This is a genomic window from Candidatus Symbiopectobacterium sp. NZEC151 (genome assembly GCF_025962655.1).
Lineage (GTDB): Bacteria > Pseudomonadota > Gammaproteobacteria > Enterobacterales > Enterobacteriaceae > Symbiopectobacterium.
In genome coordinates this window covers 959,800-978,727 of sequence record NZ_JAGFPE010000001.1, presented here as the reverse complement: position 1 = coordinate 978,727, position 18,928 = coordinate 959,800, and the positions used below count along the sequence as shown (strand labels likewise).

Annotated in this window: 15 protein-coding genes; 9 read left to right on the top strand and 6 right to left on the bottom strand. The window is 50.0% G+C overall.

Translation table 11 applies throughout. The features are described 5' to 3' along the window. Positions 1–172: 172 nt before the first annotated feature. Complete coding sequence (locus tag J5067_RS04495; protein ID WP_264650523.1) at positions 173–2,878, top strand: cation-transporting P-type ATPase; 2,706 nt, start codon at positions 173–175, stop codon at positions 2,876–2,878. 68 nt (positions 2,879–2,946) lie between these two features. On the opposite strand, the gene J5067_RS04490 is transcribed toward J5067_RS04495, so the two are convergent. Then, complete coding sequence (locus J5067_RS04490; protein WP_264628876.1) at positions 2,947–3,228, bottom strand: VF530 family protein; 282 nt, start codon at positions 3,226–3,228, stop codon at positions 2,947–2,949. 290 nt (positions 3,229–3,518) lie between these two features. Here J5067_RS04490 and J5067_RS04485 point away from each other — a divergent pair, with 290 nt between their 5' ends. Beyond that, positions 3,519–4,901, top strand: a complete 1,383-nt coding sequence (locus J5067_RS04485; protein ID WP_264643726.1) for a diaminobutyrate--2-oxoglutarate transaminase — start codon at positions 3,519–3,521, stop codon at positions 4,899–4,901. A gap of 17 nt (positions 4,902–4,918) precedes the next feature. Next, entirely contained in the window at positions 4,919–6,382 is a 1,464-nt protein-coding gene (locus tag J5067_RS04480; RefSeq protein WP_264650522.1) for an aspartate aminotransferase family protein, read from the top strand. A gap of 59 nt (positions 6,383–6,441) precedes the next feature. On the opposite strand, the gene J5067_RS04475 is transcribed toward J5067_RS04480, so the two are convergent. Next, the gene (locus J5067_RS04475) at positions 6,442–7,155 is read right to left on the bottom strand and encodes an oligogalacturonate-specific porin KdgM family protein (RefSeq protein WP_264642687.1); all 714 of its coding nucleotides are present in this window, start codon (positions 7,153–7,155) and stop codon (positions 6,442–6,444) included. Positions 7,156–7,687: 532 nt separating this feature from the next. On the opposite strand from J5067_RS04475, the gene ampC reads away from it, so the two are divergent. Then, positions 7,688–8,830 (top strand): class C beta-lactamase, encoded by a 1,143-nt coding sequence (ampC, locus tag J5067_RS04470; RefSeq protein ID WP_264628218.1) that lies wholly within the window; start codon positions 7,688–7,690, stop codon positions 8,828–8,830. Positions 8,831–9,349: 519 nt separating this feature from the next. On the opposite strand, the gene J5067_RS04465 is transcribed toward ampC, so the two are convergent. Further along, positions 9,350–10,273, bottom strand: coding sequence for a hypothetical protein (locus J5067_RS04465; protein WP_264650521.1), 924 nt, complete (start codon positions 10,271–10,273; stop codon positions 9,350–9,352). 172 nt (positions 10,274–10,445) lie between these two features. Between J5067_RS04465 and J5067_RS04460 the strand changes: the two genes are divergently transcribed. Further along, the gene (locus J5067_RS04460) at positions 10,446–10,712 is read left to right on the top strand and encodes a DUF3811 domain-containing protein (protein ID WP_264642685.1); all 267 of its coding nucleotides are present in this window, start codon (positions 10,446–10,448) and stop codon (positions 10,710–10,712) included. Positions 10,713–10,791: 79 nt separating this feature from the next. Here the strand turns inward: J5067_RS04460 and J5067_RS04455 are convergent, their stop codons facing one another. Beyond that, on the bottom strand, positions 10,792–12,765 hold the full coding sequence (locus J5067_RS04455; protein WP_264650520.1) for a methyl-accepting chemotaxis protein: 1,974 nt from the start codon (positions 12,763–12,765) through the stop codon (positions 10,792–10,794). A 329-nt stretch (positions 12,766–13,094) separates the two neighbouring features. Between J5067_RS04455 and J5067_RS04450 the strand changes: the two genes are divergently transcribed. From J5067_RS04450 to J5067_RS04435, 4 genes are all read left to right on the top strand, one after another. Beyond that, the gene (locus J5067_RS04450; RefSeq protein ID WP_264650519.1) at positions 13,095–13,934 is read left to right on the top strand and encodes a mannosyl-3-phosphoglycerate phosphatase-related protein; all 840 of its coding nucleotides are present in this window, start codon (positions 13,095–13,097) and stop codon (positions 13,932–13,934) included. Continuing rightward, positions 13,927–15,144, top strand: a complete 1,218-nt coding sequence (locus J5067_RS04445; RefSeq protein ID WP_264650518.1) for a glycosyl transferase — start codon at positions 13,927–13,929, stop codon at positions 15,142–15,144. Before J5067_RS04450 ends, J5067_RS04445 begins: the two co-directional genes overlap by 8 nt. Before the next feature lie 114 nt (positions 15,145–15,258). Next, a complete protein-coding gene (gene ydfG / locus J5067_RS04440) occupies positions 15,259–16,008 on the top strand; it encodes a bifunctional NADP-dependent 3-hydroxy acid dehydrogenase/3-hydroxypropionate dehydrogenase YdfG (protein WP_264642681.1) in 750 nt (249 codons plus the stop codon). A gap of 160 nt (positions 16,009–16,168) precedes the next feature. Next, positions 16,169–16,519, top strand: a complete 351-nt coding sequence (locus J5067_RS04435; RefSeq protein ID WP_264642680.1) for a DUF1283 family protein — start codon at positions 16,169–16,171, stop codon at positions 16,517–16,519. A gap of 57 nt (positions 16,520–16,576) precedes the next feature. On the opposite strand, the gene J5067_RS04430 is transcribed toward J5067_RS04435, so the two are convergent. Then, positions 16,577–17,872: a hypothetical protein gene (locus tag J5067_RS04430; RefSeq protein ID WP_264650517.1), complete on the bottom strand. Its 1,296-nt coding sequence runs from the start codon at positions 17,870–17,872 to the stop codon at positions 16,577–16,579. A gap of 317 nt (positions 17,873–18,189) precedes the next feature. Beyond that, positions 18,190–18,855, bottom strand: coding sequence for a dethiobiotin synthase (bioD, locus tag J5067_RS04425; protein ID WP_264642678.1), 666 nt, complete (start codon positions 18,853–18,855; stop codon positions 18,190–18,192). Positions 18,856–18,928 lie beyond the last annotated feature (73 nt).

Below are 18,928 nucleotides of genomic sequence, written 5' to 3'. Positions count from 1 at the left end.
GATTAAATCACCATGAAAAAATGCTTGTGTGATATTTTTAGGTGTATTCGCACTTAACCCTATAAAATCCATAACCTTGTGCTACGTTTAATTCAGCTTGGTTTGTCACCAGGTTAATGCGTTTCTGTCCGCTTGGGTATCAGGTAAATGAATACGAAAAGGGTCAGCGCTTATGCACAACGATATGCTTTCAAATGACAAACCCGCTGCGAATAACGATTACCAGCGCGATGTAGAACAGGTCTTGGCCCGGCTGGATACCAGCGTGACGGGACTGGATAGCCAGGATGCCGTGAAACGCCTCCAAACCTACGGTGAAAATACCTTGCCGCAAAAGCAGGGTAAGCCGGCCTGGTTGCGTTTTTTAGCCCATTTCAACGATGTCTTGATCTACGTTTTACTTGCTGCGGCGCTATTAAAGGCCGTCATGGGGCACTGGGTTGATATGTCAGTGATTCTTGGCGTGGCCGTTATCAATGCGCTGATTGGCCATATTCAGGAAAGCAACGCAGAAAAATCGCTGAAAAGCATCCGTAACATGCTTTCCAGTGAGGCATTAGTAATACGTCAGGGAAAGCATGAAACGGTGCCGACGACGGCATTGGTCCCTGGCGATATCGTCGTCATTCGCGCCGGAGACCGCATCCCTGCCGATTTACGGGTTATCGAAGCGCACAACCTGTGCGTTGAAGAGGCTATCCTGACGGGTGAATCGACGGTCGTGCAGAAACAAACCGGGGCGTTAAGCGGCGATCTGCCGCTCGGCGATCGCCTCAATTTACTGTTCTCGGGCACAACGGTCAGTTCTGGCGGCGGGCAGGGGGTGGTTATCGCCACCGGTGGCGACACGGAGCTGGGCCACATTAACCAGATGATGGCCGATATTGAGAAACATCGCACGCCGCTGTTGGTGCAAATGGACAAACTGGGCAAGGCGATTTTTATCCTCATTTTGGTGATGATGGCAGCGCTGTTTGTTTTTAGCATCCTGTTCCGTGATATGCCGGTTTCTGAATTAACACTCTCATTGATAAGCCTGGCGGTTGCCTCTGTACCGGAAGGGCTGCCAGCCATTATTTCCATCATTCTGTCGCTGGGCGTGCAAGCCATGGCGCGTCAACGCGCGATTATCCGCAAACTGCCCACGGTAGAAACCTTAGGCGCGATGACGGTTATCTGCTCTGATAAAACCGGCACCTTGACCATGAATGAAATGACAGTCAAAGCCATTATCACTGCGGATGCGGTCTATCGCGTCGACGGAGACAGCTACGAACCGGTAGGCGCGATTCACTCACTGGAGGATTCTCACCCGGTATCCATCGCGGCAGATTCATTGCTTGCGCGCTATCTGCGCACCATCGATTTATGCAATGACAGCCAACTGATCAAAGACGATAGCGGTTTTTGGAAAATCACCGGTGGCCCAACAGAAGGTGCACTCAAAGTGCTCGCCGCCAAGGCGACGTTGCCAGCCGTGGAAACGGCACTGCGCAGTAAAATCCCGTTTGATTCCCAATACAAATATATGGCGACCCATTATCGGGTTGGCACCGAAGAGCAGATCTTGATCACCGGTGCCCCCGATGTGCTGTTCCGATTGTGTCAGCAGCAGCTAACGGATGGCGGCGTTCAACCGTTTGATTTGGGCTATTGGGAAAGCAAAATGGCAGAGTACGCGCGGGAAGGGCTGCGTATGGTAGCTGCCGCCTGGAAGCCCGCCGCTGAAGGGCAACAGGCGCTGACGCATCAGGATCTGGAACAGGGCGCGGTATTTCTTGGTATTGCAGGCATGATGGATCCGCCACGTCCGGAAGCGATTACCGCGATCAGCGACTGTTTGCAGGCGGGCATTCGCGTCAAGATGATTACCGGCGACCATCCAGAAACGGCAATGAGCATCGGGAAAATGCTCGGTATCGGCAATGCGGATAAGGCGATTACCGGCCGCGAGCTGGAAAAAATGGATGCGGAAACGCTCAGTTCCGCGGCGCAGAATTATGATATTTTTGCCCGAACCAGCCCCGAGGACAAGTTCCGGCTGGTGCAGGCGCTGCAAACCCGAAAAGAGATTGTCGGCATGACCGGCGATGGCGTGAACGACGCGCCTGCGCTGAAGCAAGCGGATGTCGGGATCGCCATGGGGATAAAAGGCACGGAGGTAACCAAAGAAGCCGCAGACATGGTATTGACCGATGACAATTTTGCCACCATCGCCAGCGCCGTGAAAGAAGGGCGTCGCGTTTATGACAATCTGAAAAAAACCATCCTGTTTATTATGCCAACCAACCTGGCGCAAGGCTTACTGATCATTATCGCGTTGTTAGCCGGCAATCTGATTCCGCTAACTCCCGTGCTGATCCTGTGGATGAACATGGCGACCTCCGCCACGTTATCCTTTGGTCTGGCGTTTGAATCCGGTGAGAAAACCATCATGAAGCGTCCGCCGCGTGACCCAAGCCTGCACGTAATGGACGGTTTTGCTATCTGGCGCGTGGCGTTTGTCGGCACCATGATTGCACTCAGCGCCTTCGCACTGGAAGCCTGGCTCCAACCGCAAGGCCACTCTGCCGAGCTGATTCGTACCGTCCTGCTGCAAACGCTGGTCACCGCACAGTGGTTCTATATGCTTAACTGCCGAGTATCCAACGGCTTTTCGCTGACCAAGGGGTTATTAGCCAACCGGGGGATTTGGATTGTCAGCGCCGTATTGCTCGTGCTGCAACTGGCGATTATCTACCTTCCCTTTATGCAAATGCTGTTTGGCACCGAGGCGTTGCCATTCCGTTACTGGCTCATCACCTTTGCCATTGGTTTTGTCATGTTCTTGATTGTTGAAGCGGAGAAACCGCTGACGCGACGCTGGCGCTCATCGTAACGCAGGCTACTGTGTGCCGCTTTTGCTGAGCGGCACACTCACTGCGTCAACGTTGGCGGGAGAAAAGGTTAACGTTTGTTACCACGGCTATTTGCCCAGGGATCGGCATCATCGGCTTTTGCGGCAGGCGCCTCTTTCAACGAATCAAGATACAGCGCTTCGACTTCAGCGCGCGCCCACGGGGTGCGACGCAGAAACTTTAAACTGGATTTGACGCTGGGATCGCTTTTAAAACAATTGATATTAACCCGTTGACCCAGTTTTACCCAGCCAAAACGTTCAACCAACGCATTGACTTGCATTTCAAGGGTTACGCCATGCAGAGGATCTTTTGAAATGTGAGCGGTCATGTAACGTCCGGTAAGGTGATATTTTGGTGATTAACAAAATGCGTCTGGAATCCCGGCAGGTTACAAGAAAAGCCCACAACCAGCAATGGTATAATTAGTTACAATTTAACTAAGTTAAGTCTGTCTGGCGTTTTTTTTGTTATTTATAACTGCGTGAAATCCCGCCAATATCCCTACAAAATAAAATATTGAGTCCATTGCTTAAACAACATATATTAGCCGCGTTTTTTACCCCTTAAACCATTATTCAACCCGGCGTTAACCATACCCGCGGTTGTAGGAGTGATATGATGACGGATAAAGTCCGTATTGATACTTTGAGTGCTAATTCATTACCGCAACGCAATGAAACCTTTTTAGCAAGACAAGCTGAATTTGAATCTAATGTCAGGAGCTATCCGCGCAAATTGCCCTTGGCGATTGCCAAAGCGCAGGGCGTTTGGATTACTGATGTTGAGAATAATCAATATCTTGACTGCCTTGCCGGTGCCGGAACCCTGGCACTGGGTCATAATCATCCTGATGTGCTTCAAAGCATTCAAAGTGTCATTACCAGTGGCTTACCGTTACATACCCTTGATCTGACCACGCCGTTAAAGGACGAGTTTTCCTCTTATCTGCTGTCATTGCTGCCGGGTCAGGGCAAAGAATATTGCTTGCAGTTTACCGGTCCTTCCGGTGCCGATGCCGTCGAGGCCGCGTTAAAACTGGCTAAAAAAGTGACCGGTCGTTCTGGTGTCATCAGCTTCTCCGGGGGCTATCACGGTATGACCCACGGTGCGCTCGCTGTCACGGGTAACCTGTCCCCCAAAGAAGCTGTCGATGGCATGATGCCTGAAGTTCAGTTTATGCCGTATCCGAACCAATACCGTTGCCCGCTGGGCATCGGCGGCGAGGCGGGCGTTAAAGCGCTGACCTACTATTTTGATAATCTGATCAACGATGTCGAAAGCGGAGTGCGAAAGCCTGCCGCAGTGATCCTTGAAGCCGTACAAGGTGAAGGGGGCGTCAACCCGGCGCCGGCAGAGTGGTTACAACGCATTCGCAAAGTGACTCAAGAGCATGGCATTGTGCTGATTATCGATGAAGTACAGGCTGGCTTTGCCCGTACCGGTAAACTGTTCGCGTTCGAACACGCGGGCATCGAACCCGATATCATCGTCATGTCCAAAGCAGTCGGTGGCGGTTTGCCGCTGGCCGTGCTGGGCATCAAAAAGCAGTTCGATGCATGGGCACCCGGTCACCACACCGGCACTTTCCGTGGCAACCAGTTGGCGATGGCCACCGGCCTGACTACGCTCAAAATCCTTAAAGACGATCGGATTGCAGATAAGGTTGCTGCACAGGGCGAATGGCTGAAAGCCAAGCTGGCCGAACTGCAAAAACGCTACCCGGTGATCGGTCATGTGCGCGGTCTTGGTTTAATGATCGGCATTGAAATCGTGAAACCCCATGAAGCGCAGGATCAGATGGGATGCTACCCGGCGGACGGTGAACTCTCAGCGCTGTTGCAGAAAAAATGCTTTGAAGCTGGCCTGATCCTTGAACGGGGTGGCCGCAACGGTTGCGTATTGCGTCTGTTGCCGTCATTGCTTATTACCAATGCCGAGTTGGACATTTTCTTCGATAAATTCGAAAGTGCATTGCTGAATGCTGGCGTCAAGCCTGTTTAACCGGAGTGAGCCATCTAATGTCTGATATAAACCCTATTCTGTCAAGTTCGGCGCAGAGCATTGCCGCCTATCAGGACGCTATCGAGCAGAGTACCCAGGCTGTCGTGGCGTGGTTACAGCAGCCCGAAATGTATCAAGGCAAGACCGTTGAGCAGTTGCGTGAGCGTATCCAGTTATCCTTTACGTCTCAGGGGCTAGGCAACCAGGTCGCCATTGAGCGCGCTGTTGAATATTTTCTTAAAGACAGTTTGTCCGTGCATCACGCGCAATGTGTTGCCCATCTGCACTGCCCGAGTCTGGTGATCAGCCAGGCGGCAGAAGTGCTGATTAACGCCACCAACCAAAGCATGGATTCCTGGGATCAGAGCCCTTCAGCCACCATCATTGAGATGAAGCTGATCGAATGGTTACGCCAGCAAGTAGGTTATACGGCGGGTGACGCTGGCGTATTCACCAGCGGCGGCACCCAAAGCAACCTGATGGGATTGATGCTGGCGCGGGATGCCTTTTTTGCACGTCAGGGACATTCCGTTCAGCAGCATGGTTTAACCGGCGATCTGAGCAAAATCAAAGTGCTGTGTTCTGAAAATGCACACTTCTCCGTGCAAAAAAACATGGCGTTGATGGGACTGGGATATCAATCCGTTACGCTGGTAAAAACGGATGCGTTCTCGCGCATGGATCTCAGTGATTTGTCCACGAAATTGGCACAGGCCGACGCCAATGGTGAGCAGGTGCTGTCCATCGTCGCAACGGCTGGAACCACCGATGCCGGCGCCATCGACCCCTTGGCAGAAATTGCGGCTATGGCGGCCGAACGGCACATCTGGCTGCACGTTGACGCAGCCTGGGGCGGCGCGCTGTTGCTTTCTGAGCAATATCGCCACTACCTGGATGGCCTTGAATTGGCGGATTCCGTCACGCTGGATTTCCACAAGCAATTCTTCCAGACCATCAGCTGCGGTGCCTTTTTGCTGAAAGATGCCCGCCACTATGAACTGATGCGCTATCAGGCGGCTTACCTGAATTCAGGCTTTGATGAAGAGCAGGGCGTGCCGAATCTGGTATCGAAGTCGCTGCAAACAACACGCCGTTTCGATGCTCTGAAATTGTGGATGGGCCTTGAAGCATTGGGTAAGAAGCAGTACGCCGAAATCATTGATAATGGCGTAACGCTGGCACAACAGGTTGCACAGTTTGTGACCGAGCAGCCGCAGTTGGAGTTGGTGATGCAACCACAACTGGCCAGCGTGCTGTTCCGTTTCCGCCCTGAGTCTGGCGACGCAGCGGCAGTCGCCTTGCTGAACCAACGCATTGGTGACGCACTGCTCGCTTCTGGCAGCGCCAATGTGGGCGTTACCGAATCCGACGGGGTGACTTGCCTGAAACTTACCTTGCTGAATCCTACCGTTTGCCTGGCAGACGTTAAACTCCTGCTGGAAAGTGTGAAAGCGTGCGCATTGCAGTTACTAAAAGCGTAGCGATCTGAAAATAAAAGCCGACAGCATCTCTGGTGTCGGCTTTTTTACGCCCCGATATATCAGAAACTATACTGAACCCCGATACGGTAGCGCGTTTGTCGATCATTCCCTTTGTCTATCGCGGGAACATTACCGACAGCAAGGTAAGGGCGCCAATTTTTATCCCATTGATAGCTCAATTTAAAATCATGACTAAATGCATATTTCTTGTTTTCTGACGGGTTGTCCTTTTCCTCATTGGAGTTTTGATAATCCAGTTCATATTCAAACGTATAGTCATTAAGAAATTTATACGCTATAGCTGACGTTAGATTATACCCCTTTTCCGTAGTTTGTTTCGGTGTTCCGATATTTTTACTGTTTCGTTTATAATAAGGGCGATAGGTCAATGATACGGAAAGATCGTTGGTAATATTCGCCTTGCCACGCAGATAAGGGCGATAGCTGTTGTAATCAGCAGTGGATTCCAACGAAAACCCAGGTTCCAAAGAAAAGTCTTTGTTTACATCATAAGAGTAACTGGCGACGACTTCCGTACCGCTACTGACCCGTTCGCTGAACGGACTTTTCTCCGATTTATCATTAGCATGCTGAGCCCAGCGCGCTTCTGCTGACAACCCAAAACCTTGCTCAAAAAGCGTCGAAAACTTAAAGCTATCATTGTGCTCCCCGTTTGATGAATCTTTAAATTCATGCTGATAATCAATGGCGGTAGCATGGGCGTTGAGTGTGATCAATGAAGCCATTGCCAACGTAACTAACTTTAATTTCATTATATCTCTCCGAGAAAAATAACATTAACGTCAACAACTCCGCAGACAAAAGCGATCCCTGCCGTCATAAATAACGGCGCATTAATGAGATAAACTAAAAAACCATCTTTATTACCTTGCCAAGAATATAATATAAGCGGTGTCGATAAAATAAACCGCTGAGCAATGAGAATGCAGGGTAATGGTCATTGTTACTTGCAACAAAATGAAGGCTTATTTACCATCAACTTAATGAAAAAATAATGAGACGTGTTTTCGATAAAACCTCATTTATTTGGTTGATTATGCAAAAACTAAAAAAACCGAACATTTCTTTCAGTAGAAACGTCGTTCGATAGGGATTAGCGGGGGCAGTGAAGGGAAGCGGGGCGGTAGACTGGAGGATAAGGTGGGCATAAACAGCGTGCGAAACACGCTCAGGATTAACACTGTTTCGATTTTGTTAAAAAAATAAGCGCTATAATCAACATAGCCAGTGATGATGCTGGCCATGAGAAGTGCTAATGCGCTCACTATTATCATGAGATTTATTATGAAAAATGTGTTTCCGTCTATTCTGATTTCGGCCTCTCTGTGCGTTTCCTTTTCCAGTATTGCATCGGCCACACTGGATGTAAAAAAAACGGTAAATGAAGCCATTGAACCTTTACTCAAATCACAAAACATTCCTGGTATGGCCGTAGCAGTGCTGATTCACGGCAAGCCTTACTTCTTTAATTATGGTCTGGCGGAGGTAAAACCTGCTCGCCCGGTGACAGAAAATACGCTCTTTGAGCTGGGTTCGGTCAGTAAAACCTTTAATGGCGTGCTGGGCGGTGTGGCGGTCGAGAAGGGGGAAATTGCGCTCAACGATCCCGCCAAGAAGTACTGGCCGGCGTTAAATACCGTTCAGTGGCAACACATTACGCTGTTGCAATTGGCTACCTACACCGCAGGCGGTTTGCCATTACAAGTTCCAGACGAGGTGACAACGCCTTCTGCGTTGCTACAGTTCTATCTGCACTGGCAACCACAATGGGCTCCGGGTGAAATGCGGCAATACGCGAATTCCAGCATTGGGCTGTTTGGCGCATTAGCGGCAAAAAATACAGGGATGACGTATGAGCAAGCAATGCAACAACGCGTATTTAGCCCGTTAAAACTCACCCATACTTTTATAACAGTACCTGACTCTGCCATGAAAGATTATGCGTGGGGATACCGAAATGGTGAGCCGGTACGAGTTTCTCCTGGTGCCTTAGATGCAGAGGCTTATGGTGTAAAAACGACATCGAAAGATATGTTAGCGTGGATGCAAGCCAATATGAATCCCGACCAGGTCACCGATCGCGTGCTGCAAAAAGGCATTCATATCGCACAGACGCGTTACTACCGCACTGATGCACTTTATCAAGGGCTGGGCTGGGAAATGCTCGATTGGCCTGGGCAGGCGGATAAGATAATCTCCGGCAGCGATAACACCGTGGCGTTGAGTCCGCAAAAGGTCATCGATAATCAGCCTCAACCACCTGTGGCTGCCTCATGGGTACATAAAACCGGTGCAACTGGCGGTTTCGGTGCCTATGTTGCCTTCATTCCCGAAAAGCAGGTTGGGATAGTGATGTTGGCTAATAAAAATTATCCTAACCCGATGCGCGTCAAAGCGGCGATGCAAATTCTCACTGCATTGCAATAACAGCATAACCCCAGTTCAACCGTTCAAACAGGACCGGGTGCGATAAACCATTAAGCGGCTTTATCGCATCTGGATAAGATCAACCAAGTAAAAGAGGTGAGGTGGGATAGGTAGCACAGGTGTTCTGGGTTGCATACATGTAATTTAACATAATATACATTATGCGAACCAATGGATAAGGAGGCGAAATCTGGTGTTTTGCGGTCATGATGGGCTTTGGTAAATCCAGCGACTGTTCTTCGTTCATCAAGTGCCACTTTTCAGCCTCATCGCCACTTTACTGGCTGATACGAGATACGCTTCTCGCACATCGCCATCACGCACGCATCTTCACAAAGCAACACCAGCCAGACTTGGGCATGTCTATTGTAGACAGACCATAAAGGCGTTCCTTTCTGCATTACTTATCACATAGACAAGGTTTTAAGCAGACATAGTCTTTTAAAAGCTCACAGATAGTTATAAAGCAACTCTTATTTTGCAGGACTGGAATGATCTACATGACGATTCACACCACAACTACTGATATTGAATATAAACCGGCTGAGGTTGCAAACCGAGCACTTCAGCTTTAGATAACAGTCTGTGTGGCGGTTTTCTGATATCATTTTTATAGAAAATTTTGATACCCGGATACAATACCCCTTTTTCAGCCGATACCACTTTTTCATACGTTGAAACCTTTGTTTCAGGAGCACCCCACCCATCCATGCTCAATATTACCTGCACGTTTGGATCTGATTTTATTTTATCAAATCCTGTCACCATCTTTTTAGTAAAACGGTGAACCACTAATACTTTGGGTGGCAGATTATTTTTTACAACCAATGCCGAAAGATAATCAACGACCCTGTTGATATCCTTGTCGTTAATTGTTCCGATTCTCGCACCCGGAATGGATTTTCCCATCATGATAAATTCAGGGTCTATGCCTAAATGAACATCCGGTTGAATAAGAAAAGGTTCAAGGCGAGATATCTCACGGTGCAAATCGCTCCGGCCGGGCTGAACGTCCAGAATAAGTACAGCACCCGGCGTCATCCTTACCACTGACAGCGCGATATCAATTTGTTTATCACTCATCCGGTTACGATAGAGGCCATCTCGTCCAGGCTGGTTGCTTGCTACGGTAGCGATGTATTCCAATCCAGGAATAACAGGCTTTGAGGGATCTGCTTTTTCCCATTCCTGAGCTTCAGCGGTCAATCTTTTCCACAGCTCAGGTGCAGGATATTCACCCAGTATTCCCATTCTACGAGAGTTAAAATTCCCATAATAGACAACCAACCTGTTTGCAGGAATAACCCCCGCTCGGCCGCTTAACGCTAAAACGTTTTCAATATTATCCATCCGTGGCGGCGTTGTTGACAGGGTTCCCTGAGCGGAGGTGGGTACACAAATATTCAACGTCAAGGTGAAAATTAATACCCCAAATTTCTTCATAAGATTCCTTTCATCTTTTTTCCTGGTGAAAAATCCACTGGTTATAATCTGAAGCAAAATAACCACCAGGCCCTATATATAAGCATCTGACGTTCAATGGCATTGAAACCAATGTAAAATTGGCTAATTTACTCTACAATGGATTTTCTAACCCACGACGAGATACCCTCCTATGCCCAGACTGACACAGAAAGACATGACTGAAAGTGAACAGCGACAGCTCAAAACGCTGCTGGATCAGGAAAGGAAGAAACGAGGTCGAACGTTAACCAACGCTGAAAATAACCGTATTAAAGACGATTACATCGATAAGTTGATGAAAGAACGCGAGTCGGCAGCTAAGCAGGCTCGCGCAGAGCAGAAGAAAAATAAATTTAAACCTGATACTAATACCACCTATGAATGGTCTGCCAATACCCATGTGCGGGGACGTCGTTAGGCGCGCGTGGTGTGGTGAACGGTATCATCAGAATAATAAACCAATGATACCGTCCTTGGGTGACGCGTTGTACGGCCGTTTAGCGTGCGCCGGGCAGTGCCAGCGTTGGTTCTGCATTCAGACGGAAATGTTCAATGGTTTGTGCCAGCAAGAGGGATTGCTCCTCAAGCGAACTGGCCGCAGCGGACATCTCCTGAACCAAGGCAGAGTTTTGCTGGGTGACGCCATCCATTTCATTGACGGCAATGCTGACCTGGCTAATGCCTTTCGCCTGCTCATCTGATGCAGTGGCAATTTCACCAATGATACTTTGTACAGAACTGACCGCCTGCGTCATTTCCTGCATGGTTTTACCCGCATCGTTCACCAGTTGAACACCACTTCCAACGCGCTGGCTGGATTCTTCGATCAAGGTGGCGATATCCTTGACCGCGCTGGCGCTGCGTTGTGCCAGGTTGCGCACTTCTGAAGCCACTACGGCAAATCCCCTTCCCTGTTCCCCTGCCCGTGCCGCTTCGACTGCGGCGTTCAATGCCAGGATATTGGTTTGGAATGCGATGCTGTTGATCATGGTGGTGATGTCACCGATCTTCCTCGCACTTTCATCGATTTCCGCCATGGTTTTCACCACCTGACTCACCAACCCTTCCCCTTTGAGGGCAATTTTAGTGGCATTTTCGGTCAACACCGTTGCCTGATACGCATTGTTGGCATTGTGTTTTACCGTGGCGGTAATCTGCTCCATGCTGGCAGCCGTCTGCTCCAGCGCTGCGGCTTGTTGCTCGGTGCGTGAGGCCAGATCGATATTGCCGCTGGCTATCTCTGCCGCGCCTTGTCGCACCGCACCGCTGGCATCTTTGATTTGCCCCACAACCTGCCGTAACTGTGTTTGCATGGTATTCAGCGCATAAAACAGACTCTTGCGATCGTTGGGCTGTACCACAATCGTATTGCTCAGTTGTCCTTCCGCGACGGCCAAGGCGATGGTTGCAGCCTCGAGCGGCTCGCCGCCCAGCGGTTTTAGCACTTTACGGTTGAACACCATGCCCAGCAGCGCACTGACAAAAAGAATACTGAGCACCATTAAAATCAATGCATTGCGTAACTGACGCTCAGAGGCTTCCATGACTGCGTTAACCGGTGCAACCACGCCCAGGTACCATTTGTCAGCGCTGTTACCAATGGTAACCGGCTGCCAGGTAACCAAGGCCTCCTCACCCAAAATGGCATCATGATGTTGTAGTACCGCAGACGTGTAATTGTCGGTTTCGCCCTGCCAGGCTTTGCTGGTTTGCGTTTTATCCGGATAAGAGATCACTTTACCCGCGCTGGAAAGCAGCATCGCATAGCCGCCGCCTTCCCAGGGTTTTATCTGGTTAACCCGCTGTTGTAATGATGCGAGAGAAATATCCGAGGTCACTACGCCCCACAGTTTGCCCTGTGACACGATGGGGGCCGCCACGGACGTCAACAGCGTTGGTACACCGTTGTAGGCGTAGGAATAGGGTTCGATCAGCGTATCCTTTTGGCTCTTTTGCGGCAGCAGGTAGTAATCCCCCTGTCCCGGCGTCGCATAAGATAACAGCGGATGCATGTTGAATTTTCCTGCCTGATCGCGATCGACAAACCAGGCATAGCGGCCGTTGGGTGCCTGACCGGGTTGCGCGGCAAACTCCGCATCCCGCCCGTCGAACGCGTCTTGTTCGAAAATCACAGAAATAGAAAGGTAGTCAGGATTATCACGCAGCGCCTGCTCCATCAGCTTGTCGACAACCGCACGATCCCGCACGCCAGCGGCGGCAAGCGCTATCAGGCTGTGTCCAAGGTTGTGGGCCACATCACGCGCATAATTGAGCTCTTGCTGAATTTTCAGCGCCTCACTCTGCGCGATTTGCTGCAAGTAGCTTTCTGCCAGAAATTTTTGTTCGCGGCTCGATTGCCAGCTCAGAACGCCAATCGTCACAGTAAAACCGAGAGCGATGGTCAGCGCACCGGTCAGTAACATTTGTGCGCGAGTACTCATTGTTTTTTTATTTATAGCGGGTATGGCCATTATGGCTCTCCTGGTGTTGATCCTACCTATAATCAACATTCCATTGCGACGAGCTCCCTGTGAATAGTCTATCGGCAACTCATTATTTAACTTTAATTTAACGATAATGATGCAAATCAATAGCGATCGCCGCACAACAGAACAGGGGTTATTCCGAAAAGAAAGGGCTTTGAACCGGGGTGCTTTGCATTATCCCGTATTTGTACATACAGTTTGTTGTGTGATTTGCATCACATTGTGAGGCCCGGTAGGCTCAGCTTACACGGTTGGTCCTGCTCCAACACATTGCCGGCGTGGTCGACGCCGGTATTGATGACAGGAGACGCGATATGCCTGAGCTTGGTGATGATATGCTCATTTTTAGCGATCTGGATGGTTCACTGCTGGATCACGATACCTACGACTGGCAACCCGCTGCGCACTGGCTGCGGCGCCTGCGACAACACCGTATTCCCGTCATCATTACCACCAGTAAAACCGCCTGCGAAACCCTACTGATTCGCCGTGAGTTGGGGCTGGAACACTGTCCCTTTATTGCGGAGAACGGGGCCAGCGTCGCATTGCCTGAACACTGGCACACCCATGCTGATTACCCTTGTAAGCTATTTTCGGCTGGCTATGTTGAGATTTGCGCTGTACTAGAACGTCTTCGATTGGAACAGTCCTTTAGCTTCAGCGGCTTTTCAACCCTGACCGATTCTGACGTTGCAACACTTACCGGCTTGCCGTTAGCCGACGCCAAACGCGCGCGCCAGCGTCAAGCGTCTGAGCCGTTGCTGTGGCACGACGATGACGCTGCACTGCAACGCTTTATCCATCTGTTGGATCGCCACGGGTTAGCGTTGACGCAAGGTGGACGCTTCTATCATGTGATGGGTAAAGGCATCAATAAAGGGCGTGCGGCCAGTTGGCTACGTCTGCAATATCAGCAAGTTACCGGAACGACACCCATTACACTGAGTCTGGGGGATGGCCCCAACGACATTGCTTTGTTGCAAAGCACCGATTATGCCGTGGTGATCAAGAGCCAAAGCCAGCAGCACATCACACTGGGAGAGGCTTACACGGGCAAGGCCTATTTCACGCACGACACTGGGCCAACGGGATGGAGTGAAGGTCTATGCCATTTCATTTCCGACAACAAGAAACGCGAGGTATGCGATGAGTGAATTTTATCAGGATGGGATAATTACCAATTTTCATAATCTTACCAGAAGAAATCCCGAAGAACTGGAGTATGAGTTGCAGGTTTTTTCTGGTCAAAACAGTATGGGTCTGATACTGCCGTCGCTCTTTTCTGAACTGGAAGGCCCTGCACTCACGCATATCATTGATGAACTGTCGCAGGTTAACTACCTGACAGAAATCGTTATCGGGCTGGATCGCGCCGACCGCGAGCAATTTGAATACGCTCGCTCCTTTTTCTCTCGTTTACCACAGCGGCATCGGATTCTTTGGAATGATGGCCCGCGGCTTACCGCATTGAGTGAGGAATTGGCAGCAAAATCGTTGGCTCCCGAAGAGCCAGGCAAAGGGAGAAATGTCTGGTTCTGCATTGGCTATGCGCTTGCGTCACGCCGTAGCGCCTGCATTGCACTTCATGATTGTGACATTGTCACTTATAGCCGTGAGATGTTGGCTCGCCTGCTCTATCCGGTTGCCAATCCGCACTTTCACTATGATTTTTGCAAAGGTTACTATGCTCGCGTTGCTAACCGGAAACTCAATGGGCGTGTTGGCCGACTTCTGGTTTTTCCGCTGCTGAAATCGCTGCAAAAGGTTTATGGCAATTCGGACTATCTCGATTACATGCGCAGCTTCCGTTATCCCTTGTCCGGGGAGTTTGCGATGCGCACCCACGTGCTGAATAACCTGCGTATTCCGAGCGACTGGGGATTAGAAATTGGTGTGTTGTCAGAAATACATCGCGGCACGGCGACCAGCCGCATTTGCCAGGTGGATATCGCCGATAATTACGATCACAAACATCAGCCCATGTCTGAAGACAATCCCGACTCGGGATTGCAGCGCATGGCCATGGACATTACCAAAGCCCTGTACCGCAAGCTGGCAATACAGGGCGTCGCCATTACCACCGACGCGTTCCGCGTGCTGCGTGCCACCTATTACCGTACCGCATTGGATATGATCGATGCTTTCGAGCATGATGCCAAAATGAATGGCCTGGCTTTCGATCGCCACGGTGAAGAGCTGGCGGTTGAGTTGTTCTCGGATGTGATTACCGCGTCCGGCCAGGCATACAGTGAAAGCCCCGGTGATAAGCCCTTCGTGCCAAGTTGGAACCGGGTGCAGTCGGCCTTTCCTGACATACTGGAACGTCTTTATCAAGCCGTTGAAGCGGATAACGACGCCGCGTAACAGTAGTAACCGCATGCCTTTTTCCGGTAAGCTGCTAGCATATCTGACATTCTGCCACGATCCCTGAGGGATCGTGACGAGCGTGCACTAATGGAATCAGACGTGAGGACTACCATGATTATTTTTGTTACTGGCGCAACAGCGGGTTTCGGTACGGCGATTACGCGTAAATTCATTCAGGCTGGTCACCGCGTTATTGCCAGCGGTCGACGTCAGGATCGTCTGGACGCACTGAAAGCGGAGCTGGGTGACTCGGTGTATACCGTGACGTTTGACGTGCGCGATCGTCAATCAGTCGAAAGCGCGATTGCCGCCCTGCCCGCTGACTGGCGCAATGTTGACGTTCTGGTCAACAACGCGGGGTTAGCGCTTGGGTTGGAGCCCGCTTACAACACCCAGTTGGATGACTGGGAAACGATGATCGATACCAATAACAAAGGACTGGTCTACATGACCCGTGCCGTGTTGCCTGAAATGGTGAAGCGCAATCAGGGCCACGTGATCAATATCGGCTCTACCGCAGGCAACTGGCCTTATGCTGGCGGGAACGTTTATGGTGCCACCAAAGCGTTTGTGCGTCAGTTCAGTTTGGGCCTGCGTGCTGACCTGTTCGGCACACAGGTACGCGTCACCAATATCGAGCCGGGACTGGTTGGTGGCACCGAATTCTCATCGGTCAGATTCAAAGGCAATGAGGACAAGGTTTCCAAAACCTACGACAACACCCAGCCGTTAAGCGCAGAGGACGTTGCTGAAGCCGTATTCTGGGTGGCAACGCTGCCTGCACACGTCAATATCAATACCCTGGAGATGATGCCGGTGAGTCAATCCTATGCGGGCTTGAGCGTACATCGCGACGCATAAAACTTATCAGCCCTGCCGGTGTCATAGGATGCGTGTGGTGTTATAGAGTTATTGCAGACAAGAATGCTATAGTGCTTCTGTTGCGATGCTGACACCCGCGCAATCGGCGCGTTTGTGGAAACACCGCGGGTCATCACCCTTTAGTTCGTCAGGATGAAACATGAACCATCAAACCCTCAAATTACTGCGACGTGCACTGTTCCCCCTGTCGCTGGTCGTTTTGGCCGGTGCATGGCAGGCTAATGCTCTCGCAGATACCCGCCACATCATTGTGGAATCAGGCGATAGCGCGCTCTCTAAAGAAGCGGCGCGTCAAAGCAAAGAGCAATGGGATAGCACCCGTTCACTGCGTAACAAAGTGAATAACCGCAGAGAGAAAGAATTCGATAAGTTCGACAAATCCATTGATTTGCAAGAGAAATGCAATACCAGCAGCAACGTCAATGCCTATTGGGAAGCCAATAGCGACCGTTGTCTGGATCGCCGCACCGGTCGTGCGATAGCACCTTGATTTTTTCTATTGCGCCTTATGCCTGGCTTCAACGCCAGGCATCTTGTCCTGACTGAATCACAGATATAACATCGCGTTCCTCTTCACGACATCTTGTTGTTCTACATCCTGCTTTTCCTCTGTCTTAATGTCTTCCATTTCCACCGTTTCCGGTAAGGGATTTTTTCTATTCTGGTTGTGGGCATAGGCAAATCCGGCATAAGCGGTACCCATGGTGCTTCCCACTATCGCACTGGCGGCATATCCGCCAAAGGGCAATGCACTTGCCGCCGCGTAGGCGGAGACAATAATAGATGCCCGACTCGCAATAGTATTTAACGTACAATCCATGATGGCTTTACGTGTGAAATCCTCTTTATTACGCATCGCCAATGTGACGTTCAGCGCAGGATTTTTCTTGCGAAATGCATTAATGCCACGATAGCAAAATTCATCGCCAAATTCACCAATGAGATTGACGGCCGACCTGCCTACTATATTCGCCATTAAGCCGCTCATTGATCCTGATAGCGCATTTGTCGCGATATCCATACCAATGTCTACCATGGTTTGATTGCCGGAATAAAGAATGCCTGAAGCCGTCACCGCAGCCAGTGACAGTTGGTCACTGTTATTGTCCCGTAGCGGGAAGATAAATTGTGCGATATCGCGCAATAGGACATAAGCCAGCCCGGCAACAAGTAACAGTGCCGCATGCTCAAAATTATTGCTGTACCACAAGCACATGCCGGTAACGGCAACAAATAACAAACTGCTGAGCCGACCCATAAACACTGACCCGTTTAATCCACCACTGAAATAATCACGAGCAAGTCCAGAAAAGTGTAACACCAGCGGCGTGGCAATAATGATGGAAGAAATAAGCGCCAGCGAACTTCGAGGCAGGTTGGCAAATGTTTCAGACAGCGCACCGCGTCTGACATATTCCCGGATTCCCGTTCCAACCGCAACCGACAAGCTATTTCGCAGCAAAACAGCCCCCATATTGCTGGCATAGCGTTCTCCCCGTTGTTTCAATGATTCGGCATTAGAAACCTCCCTGCTCGCCTGGCTATCTCGTGTGGCTTCACTACCAAAAGCGGCGGGTGGGGACATTAAAGGAATGGGAGACGGCGATGCTGGCGTTGAAGCTCCGCTGAGGCTATCACTTGAAGAGTAGACCATACTTAATTGGCTAAGGGTACTTAATTGCGAGAGCGAATAGTTGCTACTGGTTTCCGAGGAGCGTTCATCTACGGTATTTTCAATGTGTGCAATATCCAGAGAAACTGGCCGTGGTGGCGTAGTGAAATGATTCGGCATGAGGAAAGATTCAAAGGGTAACGAATGTGCTCTTTCAATATTTACCTGCACAGAGATAACTCCCCTAGTGATATATAAGGCTAATGGAATAGCATTGCAAGTGGATAAGTTATGTTTAGTGTGCTGAATTTATAGATTATCTAACAATACATCATCACTCGTGAAATAATGCAGCCTGCGTATTTAAATCGAGTGGTGTTGCCATGATATTAATATCATTCCCCTATCAATTAAACTCTAGCAGTTAATTTACAGCCTATTTGTTGAAATACTTCCAAAAACAGATTATACGATTATCTTATGAGAAGGTGAGGAATAAATAGATATCATCCCCTGTCGTAGGGGACGAATGGGGAATGAAGGATAAATTAATAACGAATAGAAGAAAGATCAATATAACCGGAGAGATCGCGTTGCTCTGCACGCGGTAAATACGGCAGTTCCCCTAACTGTGGTGCGGGAATTTTCTTGCGCAGTGCCGTAATGATATCCGCATAATTCGCCAACCCAGGGTTTATTCGGTTCGCAACCCACCCTAATAAAGGCAAGCCATCATTGATTATTGCCTGTGCGCTCAACAATGCATGGCTAATACAGCCCAGCTTGATCCCTACCACCAAGACGACCGGCAACTGCTCTTGCACCACCCATTCCGAATAGGGGCGCAAATCATTCATTAACGTGCGCCATCCGCCGCTGCCTTCGACAACAACCATATCGGCCATACCGCACAGGTGCTGTAAACCTTGCGTCATGGCGCAATAGTCAATCGCGTGCTGGCTCGCGCTGATTTCATCCTCACGCAGCGCGATGGGATTGATGTGGTCATAAGGCAACGCCACCGTTGACGCCTCTTGCAACAGCAGCGCATCTTTATTGCGTAGTCCCTCTTCGGTCTCCACGCACCCTTTGGCAATCGGCTTGTAACCGACAACTGACTTTCCGCTTTGAGCAAGCGACTGCAACAATGCGCGTGACACCACCGTTTTTCCCACGGCAGTATCGGTACCTGTAACAAAAAGACGCGTTAACATGGATATAAGCTCCGGAGGTCCCACCTGAAAATAAAAAACACAGCAAAAAGGCTTCCAATAGTGAAAGTCTAGG